The sequence below is a fragment of the Methanobrevibacter sp. genome, from assembly GCF_045116495.1.
GTDB lineage: Archaea > Methanobacteriota > Methanobacteria > Methanobacteriales > Methanobacteriaceae > Methanocatella.
In genome coordinates, this window is the sequence record NZ_JBGULU010000053.1 from 1 (window position 1) to 14,687 (window position 14,687).

Below are 14,687 nucleotides of genomic sequence, written 5' to 3' on the forward strand. Positions count from 1 at the left end.
GAAATCACACAAATGGAAGCGGTTTCAGGCAAAGCTCCGATGGTAAAGTTCTGGTTGCATACAGGATTTTTAAATGTTAATGGAGAAAAAATGTCAAAATCACTAAATAACTTCATTACCATTCGTGAACTGCTTAAGGATTATGCTGCAGAAACTTTCAGATTCTTTGTATTGTCTACTCATTACAGAAGTCCAATTGACTTTTCTAAAGATTCACTTCACCAATCTGAAAAAAGTTTGGACAGAATTAGAAAATACTATGAACTTTTAGATGTAGAAGTTGGGGAAGACAGTTTTGAATGTGAAGCGTTAGCTCCTCATAAAAAGGAATTCTTCGACAGTATGGATGATGACTTTAACACTCCAAAAGCTATTGCTGCAATCTTCGGATTAATAAATGATACCAAAAATGATTTGGATTCATTTTCCGATGAGGATAAAATAGCCATTAAAGCATTCCTTGATGATGTAGCTCATATTTTAGGAGTTAGCTTTGAGACTGAAGAAGTCAATGCAGGTTCTGATGATTTACTTGATTTAATTTCTGATGTAAGATCTGAGCTTAGAGCTAACAAACAATATGATTTATCCGATAAAATCAGAAGTGACCTACAAGCTTTAGGTTATGAAATTAATGATTAGGAGATTTTTCTCCTATTTTTTAAATATTAATATAACTTATTTTTTCAATTTTTTCAATATATTATGACAATGTTTATATACTAAAAATAACAGATGTTATTTTTGTATAACATAAGTTATAATTAATTTTTACTATTTTTTTTAGGCATACCAAAATATTTATATACTAAAAATAACTATTGTTATATAGTGAATATAACACGTGATATATTTTACTGAAATTATTTTATAAAGGTGATTATTAATGGCAAATAAAGATTATGGATTAGCAACATTAGGTGTACGTGCAGGACAAACTCCAGACCCCGCAACTGGGGCACAGGCGGTTCCAATATATCAAACTACTTCATACGTATTTAAAGATTCAGATGAAGCTGCAAGAAGATTCGCCCTTCAAGAATTTGGACAAATTTACTCCAGATTAACTAACCCAACCAGTGATGTATTTGAAGCAAGAATTGCTGCTATCGAAGGCGGTAACTCAGGTCTTTCAACATCAAGTGGTCTTGCAGCAATCTCATACGCAATTTTAAATGTAACCGAGCCTGGAGACAACATCGTATCTGCAGACAACCTTTACGGTGGAACTTACCAATTATTTAACTACACTTTCAAAGATCTTGCAAGGGAAGTTAAATTTGTAGACTCACAAGACTTACAAGCATTTGAAGATGCAATTGATGAAAAAACCAAGGCAATTTATGTAGAATCAATTGGAAATCCAAAATTGGATGTTCCGGACTTCGAAGCATTAGCTGAAATTGCACACTCACATGACATTCCATTAATTGTGGATAACACTATTGGTGTAGGTCTGGTCAGGCCTTTAGAACATGGTGCAGATGTTATTGCAGCATCAGCTACCAAATATGTTGGAGGCCACGGAACAGCAGTTGGAGGATATATTGTAGATTCAGGTAAATTCAACTGGGGAAACGGCAAGTTTGCAAACTTCACAGAACCTGATCCAAGTTATCACGGACTTGTGTTCTGGGATGCATTCGGAGACGTGCCTGAACTTGGAAACCTTGCATTTACAGTAAGAGCAAGAGCAAGACTTTTAAGAGATCTTGGAGCAACACAAGCTCCTGTACACAGTTTCATATTCCTGCAAGGACTTGAAAGTTTGGATGTACGTGTAAAAAGACATTCTGAAAATGCTCTTAAAGTAGCTAAATTTTTAGAATCTCATCCTAAGGTTAAATGGGTAAACTACCCTGGACTTGAATCACATCCAACCTATGAAATTAACAAAAAATACTTGAAAGACAATTTCGCTGGTATTTTAGGTTTTGGTGTCGAAGGCGGCGAAGAAGCAGGAAGAAAAGTAATTGAAAAACTGGAATTGTTCTCAATCCTTGCAAATATTGGGGATGCAAAAAGTTTAGCAATTCACCCTGCAAGTACTACACATCAACAGTTAACTCCAGAAGAACAAGAAGCTACTGGTGTAACACCGGACTTCATCAGACTTTCCATTGGTTTGGAAGATGTTAACGATTTAATTGACGATTTAAGTCAAGCTTTAGATAGTATCTGAGTAAAGTAACCCTTTACTCACTTAAAATATTTATATAATGAAATTTTATTTATAAAAAAAGACAATTGGGAGATAGAGAATGTATTTAGACAACTCAGCGACTACACAAGTTAGTGAAGAAGTATTTAAAGAAATGGAACCTTATTTCATGCAGGAGTTTGGAAACCCTTCAACCCTTTATGGAATTGGTCGTGAATCCAAAAAGGCATTAGATTTAGCTCGTCAAAGAGTGGCTGATGCAATTAATGCAAAACCTGAAGAAATTTATTTCACAAGCGGAGGATCAGAATCTGATAACCTTGCAATTAAAGGTATTGCATTCAAATTACAAAAGAAAGGAAAACATATTATTACAACTAATATTGAACATCCTGCTGTTAAAAATACTTTAGGATTTTTGGAATCTCTCGATTTTAAAGTAACTTACTTACCGGTAAATGAAAATGGTATAATTGAAATCGAAGATTTAAAAGAAGCAATCACTGACGAAACCATTTTAATCAGTGTAATGCATGCTAACAATGAAATCGGTACAATTCAGCCAATTGAAGAAATTGGTAAAATTGCACGCGAAAAAGGAATCAAATTCCATGTCGATGCAGTACAAAGTTTCGGAAAAATTGAGGTGGATGTTGAGAAATTAAATATAGATTTACTTGCTTTATCTTCTCATAAAATTAATGGTCCAAAAGGTGTTGGGGCATTATACATCAGAAAAGGAACTCGTGTTGTACCACTTATTCACGGTGGCGGACAGGAAAAAGGAATTAGGGGCGGAACTGAAAATGTTCCAGGTATTGTCGGGTTTGGAAAAGCTTGTGAACTGGCTGCAAATAACTTAGATGAACATTATAAAAAATTATCATCAATTCGTGATGAGCTAATTGATAAAGTGTTAAGCACAATTCCTGAAGCATATCTGAATGGTGATGAAGAAACAAGATTGCCAAACCTTGTTAACTTTAGATTTAAAGCTATTGAAGGCGAATCATTAATTCTTTTATTGGACGCTAAAGGTTATCAGGCTTCAACCGGTTCTGCATGTTCATCTAATACCCTTGAAGCATCACCTGTCTTGACTGCATTAGGTTTAGACCCTGTTGATGTTCACGGATCACTAAGAATATCACTTGCTCCTGAAAGTGATAGTTTTGATGTGGATGAATTTGTAAATACAATTGCAGAATCCGTTAAAAGATTAAGAGAGATGTCACCGTTATGGAATCAGGAACTTGATTATGATAATATAATGTGTAGAAAACATGAAGATAACTGTAGGAAGTGTTAATTATGGATTATTCAGAAAAAGTTATGGATCATTTTGCAAACCCTAGAAACTGTAGAATGATGGAAGATGCAAACGGAGTTGGAACCGTGGGAAACCCAACATGTGGAGATTTGATGACAATTTACATTAAAGTAAATGATGATGAAGTTATCGAGGATATCTCTTTCCAAACATTCGGTTGTGGAGCAGCTATTGCAACCAGCAGTATGATTACTGAAATTGCAGTTGGAAAAACCATTGATGAAGCATTGCAAATATCCAGAAATGATGTTGCAGAAGAATTGGACGGTCTTCCACCAATAAAAATGCACTGTTCAAACCTTGCAGCAGATGGGCTTCAGGCTGCGATTGAAAACTATAAAGAAAACAATCAATAATAATATATACTTTGATAAATAAACTATATCTAACCTATTTAAGGAGATGTTTTATTATGGCAAAGATATTAAAATGTGATGACTGTGGAAGTATTATCCAAGTTTTAGTTGAAGACGATGGCGATACATGTGACACTCACATGCTCAGTATCCCAGTACAAACTGAAGGAGAAAAAGCTCCTAAACACAAACCGGTAGTTGAAATCGACGGTGACAAAGTAACTGTTAAAGTCGGTGAAGCAGCTCACCCAATGGATGATGATCATTACATTCAATTTTTAGTTGTTGAAGCTGGAAATGAACAATATGCAAAATCCTTCAAACCTGGAGATGTTGCAGAAGCTACATTCACTGTTAATGATGCTTCCGACGTTAAAGCATTAGCATTCTGTAACTTACACGGACTTTGGTCCAGCGAATAAGTTTAAAATTAATTTTTAAACTTCTTTTTTTATTTATTTTTTTTCATGAAAACTTTTAATTACTTGTTTTTATATAAAATATATCGTGTCTAGCTATATTAAATTAATAATTTTTATTGTAGTTTTACTTTTTATTTCAGCGGCCGTCCTGTTTATAGAGAGTTCAACCGATAATATGAACAAAGCAATGCCAGATATAAATAAGGGTATTGTTGATGGTGATAATGAGTATAATGAGGCTGTTGAGTTGGTAAACAATAAAAATTTTTATAAATCAATGGAAAAAGCAGAATCTGCTGGAGATAATTATAATAAAAGTAAGAATAGATTGCTCGAAATCAGGGGTAATTTTTCTTCTGAGGTAAATAGTGTACATAAGGATTATATTAATACTCTTATTGATGAAGTTGAGTATAAATTAAAAGCCGTTGATTTATTAAAAGAGGCAATTGAGTGTTTTGAAGTAAATTCAAATTATACTGGAAGTAATTATGGTTTTGAAGCTAATGATGCAATGAATCAGGCTGTAGAATATCAAAACCAAAGAGATATAATTGTTAGAGATAATCAAAATTTATTTAAGCAAAGCTTTGGAATTTAATGTGAGGTTTTAACTTGAAGACTAAATGTCCAAAATGTAAAGGTATAGGGTCTGTTGTTGCGGACTATAAGGAATGTGATGCCTGCGGCGGAACCGGTTATGAAGATGATTTATTTGATATGGGAAGTCATTTTAAAGGTGTCAACAGTAAAGCAAGGGATAAGTTCGATTTAGATTCAGGTCAGGATGTTCCATGTGAAGTGTGTAATGGAAAAGGACAGGTTGAAGTGTTTGAAGAGTGTTCTTATTGTCATGGAACAGGTCAGATTAATGTATGTAGGGATTGTGGAAAATTACTCCCTGGAGAAATGGATTTATGTGATGATTGTAAAGATAAAAGAAAGGTTGAGAAAATGAAACATGATGAATTTGAAGCTCGTCAAAATGCTGTTCGCGATGTATATGTTTTGGATTCTTTATGTCAGATGAGGGACATTGACAAAGACAGATTATACAAAGGAACAATTACAAGAATTGAGAAATATGGTGCTTTTATTTCTTTAAATAATAATGTTTGGGGACTTATGAGAGGAAATGTTTCCAAATACAAAGTTGGTGAAGAGATTATCGTATTTATTGTTGCAATAAAATCAAGAGAAGGAAAAATTGATTTTGCACCGGCTTTCGTTGAAAAATACAGGCTTAAAAGATTAACCAAATCCCTTCCAAGAACATTGATTAGCAAACTTGAAGAGAAGAAAGGCAGCATTGTCAGAATAGATGGTGAAGTTCAACAAATTCAGCAGACTTCAGGCCCTACAATTTTTATCATCAATGATGAAAGCGGAACAACTGAAATTGCAGCATTTGATAAGGCGGGCGAGAGGTCATATCCTGAAATTGAACTTGGCGATGCAGTTCAGGTCATTGGTGAAGTCAATGAACACGGTGGGAAAACACAAATCGAGTCATCTTCAATGACAAAACTTGGTGAAGAAAACACTCGCAAGTTACATAAATTAATTGATGATGCATTAAACAAGAAAGCTGAACCTCAACATGTTGATTTCTTGGTCAAAAGTGATGTTTTAAACAGACTTAAACCGAAGATGAGAGAGGCTGCCCAAAAAATTAGAAGGGCAATTCTGGATGGAAGAACAATATTGCTTAGACACCACAATGATGCAGATGGTATATGTTCAGGTGTAGCTATGGAAAAGGCAATTGTTCCATTAATTGAAAAGGAAAATCCAAGCAATGATGCCCAATATTATTATTTCAAACGTTCTCCGAGTAAAGCTCCATTTTATGAACTTGAAGATGTAGTTAAAGATTTATCTTTTGCTCTGGAAGACCAGGAAAGACATGGTCAAAAATTACCGTTGATTGTTCTTTTGGATAACGGATCAACTGAAGAGGATATTGTGGCATTAATGCAAGCCAAAATTTATGATATTGAAATTGTTGTTATCGACCACCACTCTCCGGGCGAATTATTGACAAAAGATGAACGTGACGGTGAAATATATGGAGCAACCGTTGCAGTGGATGAATATGTTGACTGCCATGTAAATCCATACCTTGTTGGTGGAGATTCACAGCTAACTGCCGGAGCACTTGCAACAGAAGTGGCACACCTTATAAATCCAAATGTAAAAGAATTAATTAAACATCTTCCTGCAGTTGCAGCATTGGGAGACCGTGCTGAAAGTGGAGAGGTTTATCAATACTTGGAGTTAGCAAATCAGAAAGGTTTTACTAAAGAACATTTATCAAAAATAGCTGAGTGTGTTGATTTTGAAGCTTATTTCTTAAGATTTATGAATGGTAGAGGAATAATGGATACCATTTTAGCTGTAGATAATTTGGATAAACATGAAAAAATGATTGATGCGCTTTATAAGGAATATCAAAAAAGAATTGATACTCAACTCAAGGCAGCACTTCCAAATATTAAAAGAACACAGCTTTCCAACGGCATTTACTTTAACATGATTGATGTTGAAAAATATGCACATAAATTCACATTCCCTGCACCTGGAAAAACATGCGGATTTGTCCATGATCATGTGATAAAAGAATTGGGTGAGGACAAACCAATTGTAACTTTAGGTCATGGCCCTGATTTCGGCGTATTTAGGGCAACGGATGCTGTTAATGAAGAATTTGGTTTTAATGTGAATGATATTGTATCTGTCATGATTGAAAGGGTTCCTTCAGCAGGTATTGATGGTGGAGGCCATGAATGCGCAGGCTCCATTAAATATATTGAAGGACTTGGAGATGAAGTATTATATAAAGTGGTAGAGGAAATTCAATCCTTAACAAAAAAATAATCCTAAGAAAATGATTACAGGAAATTATTGCAAAAAATGTGGTCATAGGATACTTCCTAACGAGCCCTACTGTAAAATATGTGGTTCTAAAACAGGTTATAAGTCATATCCCGGAAATACTGTTTTGGAAATTCCTATACATAACATAGGATTTTTTGATTTTGACATTGATTTTTCTCCTTATATTTTAAGTGCCCGAGATGATTTTAAATATGAAATCTGCTCTTGCGGTTATTTAAACCATGTTGATAATGAGTATTGTTACATGTGCGGTGCAAAAAGGACTCCAAGTAAATTCGAAAAGATTTTTAAAAAAGATTCCAAGCCCGTTTTTTCTATTGATAATGTCTTATGTGATTGTGGTGCTGTAAATTCTAGAGAAAATACATTTTGTGAAATGTGCGGCAAACAATTGAAAGAAGATACTCATTATACCTATGACAATTATAGCAATTTTAATTTGGAATTTGATGAGTCCATATTCTGTTTTTGCGGTGAAGAAAACGATAAGTTTTCTAAATTTTGCAGAAATTGTGGCCTTCCATTGCTGAATTATGGAAGAACAAATGATATTTATATTTTATGTACATGTTCTACAATCAATGAATTCAACTCAGATTTTTGCATAGAGTGCGGAAAAAATATTTCTAGTGAAAGTTCGGTTATTCTGTGTGTTTGCGGTGAAAAAAATCCTGAGGGTTCTAAATTTTGTCAAAATTGCGATAGGCCTTTAAATCCTCAAAAAAAATTAAAGACTAGAATCATTTGTTCATGTGGTGAAATCTTAGATTGGAATAGTGAATACTGTCATAATTGTGGAAAAAATATTAAAATGACTATGATTCGTAAAAATTCAATTAATTCCACTGTAAAATCTATTAAAAAAATGTTCAGGTAGTGATATTTTGAAAACTTGTTATGTTTGTGGAACATTAAATCTTAAGGAAAATAATTATTGCACTCATTGCGGCAATAGGTTAATCACTGAACATTTTTGTCCTTTTTGTGGTGAAGTGAATTTGGATTATGCCAATTATTGTGAAAGGTGTGGAAAACAGATTAATCCAATCACAATAGAGGATTTTGATACTTTATTCAATGATTTCAATCAAAATCTATTGGCAGATGCAGAAATCAGTGATGAGGAATATATTTCAATATTATCAAACATATTCGCTAGAGCCGATTTTTATGAAATCCGTGGAGATACAATAAAACTTAAAATTTTAAATTTTGCAAGCATTTTCACTGACTGCAAGACCAAGGCCCGAGGTTATGAGAGAGGTTTCATATTTTTTGGAAACAACATTCATTATGATGATCGCTTGGATGATTCGGTTCAGATAGCTACCATTATTCATGAGTTGGCACATTATCTTTTATTCAATATAATTGAAAACTTATTATGCTATATTCTTAGTGTAAATACATCAACAACACTGCAAAGTTTTGTTTGGTACTTTTTGACACTTCCTGAATTTAGAATCATGAATGAATATTGCGCTCATACTGTTGAAGGAAGGTTTATTCCTTATGGTTATCAAAATTACGGTTCATTTAATATGTTGGTTGAACACATGGGGATTGAAAAAGAGGCCTTGGACAGTATGGTTACTTTTGGAAATACCTTTGCAAATGAAATCATTGTCTATCTTGAAAAATATATTGATGCTGATTTAAGACAGGAGATAAAGGTGCAGTATCATAAAGATTCAAATGAACCAACATATAAATCAATTTTAACTGAAACTGAAGAATCATGGCCATTAACTTTTAAAAATAGAATGTTATTGCAAATTTTATATGATATATTTAAAGAAGCATCGGAAGATGATATTAAAGAACAATTAGAAGAGATAAAAAAAGGTATAGAGTCAACCTAATCGTTCTTTTCTTTTTTCTCTTTTGTGGTAATATTGTCTAACACGTCTTTTCCAGTGTCAGTTAATCTGTATAATCTTCCTTTACGAGCTTCCTCATTTATACATTCAACAATATCCTTACTTTTTAATTCACTTAGAACTTTTGAAATGTGGTTAGTTCTAATTCCACTGTCTTTTGCAATATGAGTTGGAATCTTAACTTCATCACCAATTGATTTCAATGTTTTTTCCCTATATTTGGAAATTTGAACATATGAAGTTAATTTCAAAATCTCATCGTTTTCTTTTGACATAATAGAATATTATATCATTTATACTATAAAATATTTTATACCAAATTATAAGATTAATATAATTAGTTTACACACTGCTTTACTTCTAATTTAAATTTTTAAGGTTAAAATAATTAAATTTATAATAAGTTGTGTATAAAGATAATAATATCAGTAACTGATAAGTTGATACAAATGAAATGTGATAATTGCGGATTTGAAAATAAGGATTCAGCCAAGTTTTGTACAAAATGCGGTGCTGTCTTAAATAACAATGAAGTAAAACCTGCTAACAATACTAAATATATAATTATTGCTCTAGCTATTGTCATTGTGGTTCTTGTTGGTTGTATTGGATATTTTGCTGGAACAATGAACAGCGGAGATGTTCAAAGTAATGATAATTCTGCGAAAAATGCTTCTAGTCAGTCTAGTTCATCAAGTGATGACTCTTCATCTGGGGAAAGTGCACAGACACAATCTGTTTCATCTTCCCAATCCTCTTCAAGCAGTGAATCAAAATCTTGGGAATTGATAGGTAGCTATTCCGGTTCGGGTTCAGGTTCACAGACCATCAGCGTTCCGGCGGGCCAAATCAGAGTAGAACTTTCAGCGTATCCGATTAAAAACTATGCTACAAATCATTTATATGTAACAGGTTCTAACGGTCACTCTGGTGGAGTCGATTGGGGTTCACATAGTGATGTTGAGACAAGATCTGATTCATTTTCATATACTTCCTCTTCATCTCAAACATTTACCATAAACTATTATGAAACAGTAAGTTGGCAAGTTGAATTCTATAGATATCAATAAGTGATTTTTTTAATCACTTATTTTATTTTTAAAAAATTATTAATATAATTAAACAATAAAGTTACAACTATGTTTGATTTAAATATTAAGGGAAGTAGCTTAGAAAACAATTTAAATTTAGCTATTGAAGCTTCTAAATATGGATGGGAGCATATTAATTTTTCATATAATCAAAATGATTTTAAAGATGCTTTGGATATTAAAAATGAATTGTCTGAAAGTTTAGACGATGTTATCGGTTTTGATTATACTTTGGAAATTAAATCAAACAACGTTAATGAAATTAAAAAGATTGCCCGCAAATTTAGAAAGAAATCTTTATGTATTTCTGTTATTGGCGGAGATTTGAAGGTTAATAGGGCGGTTGTTGAAACTATTCAAATCGATGTTTTGTCAAGGCCATATCTGAAAAGATATGATGGCGGGCTTAACCATGTTTTGGCCAAAGAGGCAGTAAAAAACAATGTTGCTGTCGAATTATGTTTTAAGGATGTCCTGAGAACTTATTTGTCCCACAGGTCTAAAGTCATTTCTAATTTTAAGGATATTTACACATTATATAGAAAATTTGATTTTCCATTAATTTTATCCAGTCGTGCGGAATCTGTTTTTGACATTAGAACAACACATGATTTCATCTCATTTTTCAAACAGACAGGTTTAACTGATTCTGAAGTTGAAAAATCATTTTTAACTGCAAAAAATATTTTGGAATTTAATAAAAACAGGGATAATCTGATTTTAAATGGTGTTAGGAGGGTTGATGATGAAGCTTAAGGTTTTACCGCCTACACTTAGAAAAAACAATAGATATCTGGTTGTTGAAATTAAAATCATCTCTCCAATTGTTAAGGATGAGTTGGTTTCTATTGTTTGGGATGCTTGTGTTCGCTTCCAAGGAGAGCTGAATTCTGCTAATTTTAATTTATGGGTTATGAGATTCTATGAAATGGATAAAACTGAAGAATATTATGCTTACAAAGCCATTATCAGATGTCAAAGAGGTTATGTTGATGAAGTAAGATCATCTTTGGCTTTAGCTAATAAGTATAATAATAATAGAATTTCCATCACTACTGTCGGTCTCTCAGGTACCATTAAGGCAGCGAAAAGATATATTTAATTACTTTTTGTTAGTTTAAAATAGAAACATTTATAAATAATTTAAATATATAAATATCAATTGGATTTATGGAAAAAAGAATAATAAAAATATTTTAATAAACTACAGTGTAGTGATTAAAATTGAAATTTACCTTTTCATGGAAGATTTGGTTTTGATTTTGAAATTATATTTTTTTACGTAGTTGAATTAAAATTTTTAATATTTATATAAAAAATATTGTATATGTGAGGTATTATTATGCAACCTTTACAAAATGCTGGATATGATAGGGCAATTACTGTATTTAGCCCAGATGGAAGACTTTTCCAAGTAGAATATGCAAGAGAAGCTGTTAAAAGAGGAACAACCTCTATAGGTATAAAAAGTTCTGAAGGAATTATTTTAGCTGTTGACAAAAGAACTACTTCTAGTTTAGTTGAAGCATCATCTATTGAAAAAATATTTAAAATAGATGAGCATATTGGAGCAGCCACTTCAGGTCTTGTAGCAGATGCAAGAGCTTTAGTTGAAAGAGCTAGAGTTGAAGCACAAATTAATAAAATCACCTATAGTGAACCTATCCGCGTAACTAGCTTATCTAAAAAATTATGTGACATGTTACAGTTATACACTCAGAATGGTGGAGTAAGACCGTTTGGTTCCGCTTTAATCATTGGGGGCGTATATGATGGTAAATGCAAACTATTTGAAACTGATCCAAGTGGTGCATTAATTGAATATAAGGCAACTGCTATCGGTTCAGGTAGGGCTGCTGCTATGGAAATATTTGAAGAACAGTATAGTGATGATTTAACTTTAGAAGGCGCTATTGGTTTAGCATTAACTGCTATTAATGACGCCACAGATCATGAAACTACTTCTCAAAATGTTGAAATCGCAGTTATCAAAACTGAAGATGAAAAATACGTAAAACTCTCCCAAGACGAAGTACAAAAATATATTGATGAAGTGCTCGTTGAAGAAGAAGAGGAAGAAGTTGAAGAAGAATCTGAAGAAGAAGTTAGTGAAGATGATTCTCAAGAAGATGATGAATAATTTTTAAATTAGTTAGGGGATGTTTCAATGGTCAATGTTGATGATGCTATTATTGCTAAATACGAATATTGTGGTGAACATTTTGAAATATTGGTTGACCCTGATTTGGCAGCTGATTTTAGAAATCCTGATGGCCCTGATGTTGCCATTGAAGATCTTTTAGCTGTTGAAGAAATTTTTAAAGATTCCAAAAAAGGAGATAAAGCTTCTGATGAAGCTATGAATAAAATTTTTGAAACTACAGATCCTATTGAAGTTTCTAAAATTATACTTGAGAAGGGGACTGTTCAATTAACTGCTGACCAAAAAAGAAAAATGCAAGAAGATAAAAGAAAACTTGTTATCAATAAAATTGCAAAAGAAGCAGTAAATCCTCAAAATGGGCTTCCTCACCCTGTTCAAAGAATTGAAAATGCATGTGATGAGGCAAAGGTTAGATTTGATCCGTTCACCTCTGTTGACCAACAAGTGCAATCAGCACTAAAAGCCATCAAACCACTTATTCCAATTAGGTTCGAAAAAGTTAAAGTTGCAGTCAGACTTCCTGGATCTGCTGCAGGTAGGGCTTACACTACTATCCATGGTTTTGGTGAAATAGTTAATGAAGAATGGCAACAGGACGGTTCTTGGATTGGTATTATTGAAATGCCTGGAGGTCTTCAAAATTCTTTCGCAGCAAAAATGGCTGAAATTTCAGGTGGAGAAGCAGAAACTAGAGTTATTAAATAATAATTAATTATGCTTATGGGATTATTATGATATACGTGGAAAATAAAGATTTAGTTATTCCTGGTCAGATTTTAGCTGACGATGAATACTATTCAGGAAGAGGTACCTTTAAAGAAAATGGTAAAGTTTGCTCTTCTTTAATAGGACTTGTTTCTTTAAGGAATAAAAAGATAAGGGTTATTCCTCTTAAAAGCAAATATGTTCCTAAAAAAGGAGATGTAGTAATAGGTAAAATCAATGATGTCAGATTCTCAATGTGGGATGTTGATATTAATTCACCTTATTCCGGAATTTTACCTGCTTTTGAAGTGTTTGGTCGTGAGAAAAAAGAGCTCAACAAAGTATATGATGTTGGGGATGTTCTATTTTTAAGAGTTGTCGATGTTGATGAAATCAAAAAGGCAAAACTCGGTTTAAAAGGAAGAGGAATGGGTAAATTCAAAGGTGGAATAATTGTTGATATTGCTCCAACTAAAGTTCCTAGATTAATCGGTAAAAAAGGTTCTATGATCAACATGATTAAAGATAAAACCAATTGTAAAATCGTTGTTGGTCAGAATGGTCTTGTCTGGGTAAAAGGTGACGAAGACATGGAACAGCTTACCAAGAACATTATTCATTTAATTGAGGCTGAAGCTCATACTTCTGGTTTAACAAATAAAATCAAAAACAAATTATACTTAGCTATTGACGGTGAATTGCCACCTGAAGAAAATCCTGAAGAGGAAGAGGAATTTGTTTTAGAAAAACCTAAGCTTCAAAATTTTAAAGAAGAATTAGAACAAGAAGAAAAAGAAGCTGAAGAACAAGAGGAAGAAGAAAAGGAAGAAAAGCCTAATATTGCTGAAGTCATTGAAGAATTAAAGAGGAAAAATAAAAACAAAGACAACACCTTGTCATATGGTGATAACTCAAATAATTCTTTTATTTTGAATAATAAATAATGATTATTAATTCTTCGTATTATAAATGAGGTAGATATGATGTCTGAAATGATAAGAGAAGATGGTAGGAAATTTGATGAATTACGACCTATCAAAATTGAAGCAGGAGTTCTTGAACGTGCAGATGGTTCTGCTTACTTGGAAGTTGGAGGAAATAAAATTTTAGTAGCTGTATATGGTCCTAGGGAATCATATATCAGAAGATTACTTGAACCAAATAGTGGTGTTATTAGATGCAGATACAACATGGCACCATTTTCAGTGGATGACAGGAAAAGACCGGGTCCTGACAGAAGATCATCTGAAATTTCTAAAATCACCGCTGATGCATTAAGACCAGCTTTGATGTTAGAAAATTATCCTCGTTCAATGATTGATATTTATATAGAAGTAATTGAAGCTGAAGGAGGAACTCGTTGTGCAGGAATCACTGCAGCATCTGTTGCTTTAGTTGATGCAGGCGTTCCTATGAAAGATATTGTAGTAGGTTGTGCTGCAGGTAAAGTAAACGATGAAATTGTACTTGATTTATCAGAACATGAAGATAAAGAAGGTCAAGCAGATGTTCCAATAGCTATGATGCCAAGAACTGGTGAAATTACTTTATTGCAAAGTGATGGTAATTTAACTGAAGAAGAATTTGCAAAAGCAATTGATTTAGCTATGGAAGGTTGTCGTCAAGTAAATGAACTTCAAAAAGAAGCTTTAATGAAAAGGTATTCTACAGAATAGTGGG

General features: G+C 33.0%; 17 protein-coding genes. 16 read left to right on the top strand and 1 reads right to left on the bottom strand.

Annotated features, from left to right (window positions below; all coding sequences use genetic code 11):
* From ACJMLH_RS02595 to ACJMLH_RS02635, 9 genes are all read left to right on the top strand, one after another.
* A partial coding sequence (locus ACJMLH_RS02595) for a DALR domain-containing protein (protein WP_405274443.1) occupies positions 1 to 642 on the top strand: 642 nt, incomplete at its 5' end.
* A gap of 244 nt (positions 643 to 886) precedes the next feature.
* Positions 887 to 2,182 (top strand): O-acetylhomoserine aminocarboxypropyltransferase/cysteine synthase family protein, encoded by a 1,296-nt coding sequence (locus tag ACJMLH_RS02600; RefSeq protein ID WP_405274445.1) that lies wholly within the window; start codon positions 887 to 889, stop codon positions 2,180 to 2,182.
* 79 nt (positions 2,183 to 2,261) lie between these two features.
* The gene (gene nifS / locus ACJMLH_RS02605; RefSeq protein WP_405274447.1) at positions 2,262 to 3,470 is read left to right on the top strand and encodes a cysteine desulfurase NifS; all 1,209 of its coding nucleotides are present in this window, start codon (positions 2,262 to 2,264) and stop codon (positions 3,468 to 3,470) included.
* Positions 3,471 to 3,472: 2 nt separating this feature from the next.
* The gene (nifU, locus tag ACJMLH_RS02610) at positions 3,473 to 3,847 is read left to right on the top strand and encodes a Fe-S cluster assembly scaffold protein NifU (RefSeq protein WP_296882605.1); all 375 of its coding nucleotides are present in this window, start codon (positions 3,473 to 3,475) and stop codon (positions 3,845 to 3,847) included.
* Between the two features lie 56 nt (positions 3,848 to 3,903).
* Complete coding sequence (locus ACJMLH_RS02615) at positions 3,904 to 4,269, top strand: desulfoferrodoxin family protein (RefSeq protein WP_405274449.1); 366 nt, start codon at positions 3,904 to 3,906, stop codon at positions 4,267 to 4,269.
* 175 nt (positions 4,270 to 4,444) lie between these two features.
* A complete protein-coding gene (locus tag ACJMLH_RS02620) occupies positions 4,445 to 4,870 on the top strand; it encodes a hypothetical protein (protein WP_405274451.1) in 426 nt (141 codons plus the stop codon).
* Positions 4,871 to 4,884: 14 nt separating this feature from the next.
* Complete coding sequence (locus ACJMLH_RS02625; RefSeq protein WP_405274453.1) at positions 4,885 to 7,146, top strand: OB-fold nucleic acid binding domain-containing protein; 2,262 nt, start codon at positions 4,885 to 4,887, stop codon at positions 7,144 to 7,146.
* A gap of 10 nt (positions 7,147 to 7,156) precedes the next feature.
* Positions 7,157 to 8,044 (top strand): double zinc ribbon domain-containing protein, encoded by an 888-nt coding sequence (locus ACJMLH_RS02630; protein ID WP_405274455.1) that lies wholly within the window; start codon positions 7,157 to 7,159, stop codon positions 8,042 to 8,044.
* A gap of 7 nt (positions 8,045 to 8,051) precedes the next feature.
* A complete protein-coding gene (locus ACJMLH_RS02635) occupies positions 8,052 to 9,029 on the top strand; it encodes a zinc ribbon domain-containing protein (RefSeq protein WP_405274457.1) in 978 nt (325 codons plus the stop codon).
* Here the strand turns inward: ACJMLH_RS02635 and ACJMLH_RS02640 are convergent.
* Entirely contained in the window at positions 9,026 to 9,322 is a 297-nt protein-coding gene (locus ACJMLH_RS02640) for a transcriptional regulator (RefSeq protein WP_405274459.1), read from the bottom strand. The two genes, ACJMLH_RS02635 and ACJMLH_RS02640, sit on opposite strands and share 4 nt — an antisense overlap.
* Before the next feature lie 174 nt (positions 9,323 to 9,496).
* Here ACJMLH_RS02640 and ACJMLH_RS02645 point away from each other — a divergent pair, with 174 nt between their 5' ends.
* The 7 genes from ACJMLH_RS02645 (at position 9,497) to rrp41 (ending at position 14,683) form a co-directional block, all read left to right on the top strand.
* Complete coding sequence (locus ACJMLH_RS02645) at positions 9,497 to 10,117, top strand: zinc ribbon domain-containing protein (RefSeq protein ID WP_405274461.1); 621 nt, start codon at positions 9,497 to 9,499, stop codon at positions 10,115 to 10,117.
* A gap of 69 nt (positions 10,118 to 10,186) precedes the next feature.
* A complete protein-coding gene (gene rnp3, locus ACJMLH_RS02650; protein WP_405274463.1) occupies positions 10,187 to 10,894 on the top strand; it encodes a ribonuclease P protein component 3 in 708 nt (235 codons plus the stop codon).
* Positions 10,884 to 11,240 carry an Rpp14/Pop5 family protein gene (locus ACJMLH_RS02655; RefSeq protein WP_405274509.1) on the top strand — a complete coding sequence of 119 codons (357 nt, stop codon included), beginning with the start codon at positions 10,884 to 10,886 and terminating at the stop codon, positions 11,238 to 11,240. The genes rnp3 and ACJMLH_RS02655 overlap by 11 nt, the downstream gene beginning before the upstream one ends.
* A gap of 240 nt (positions 11,241 to 11,480) precedes the next feature.
* Positions 11,481 to 12,278 (top strand): archaeal proteasome endopeptidase complex subunit alpha, encoded by a 798-nt coding sequence (gene psmA / locus ACJMLH_RS02660; protein ID WP_405274465.1) that lies wholly within the window; start codon positions 11,481 to 11,483, stop codon positions 12,276 to 12,278.
* 27 nt (positions 12,279 to 12,305) lie between these two features.
* Positions 12,306 to 13,007 carry a ribosome assembly factor SBDS gene (locus ACJMLH_RS02665; protein ID WP_405274467.1) on the top strand — a complete coding sequence of 234 codons (702 nt, stop codon included), beginning with the start codon at positions 12,306 to 12,308 and terminating at the stop codon, positions 13,005 to 13,007.
* 26 nt (positions 13,008 to 13,033) lie between these two features.
* Positions 13,034 to 13,951, top strand: a complete 918-nt coding sequence (gene rrp4 / locus ACJMLH_RS02670; RefSeq protein ID WP_405274469.1) for an exosome complex RNA-binding protein Rrp4 — start codon at positions 13,034 to 13,036, stop codon at positions 13,949 to 13,951.
* Between the two features lie 36 nt (positions 13,952 to 13,987).
* The gene (gene rrp41, locus ACJMLH_RS02675; protein WP_405274471.1) at positions 13,988 to 14,683 is read left to right on the top strand and encodes an exosome complex exonuclease Rrp41; all 696 of its coding nucleotides are present in this window, start codon (positions 13,988 to 13,990) and stop codon (positions 14,681 to 14,683) included.
* Positions 14,684 to 14,687 lie beyond the last annotated feature (4 nt).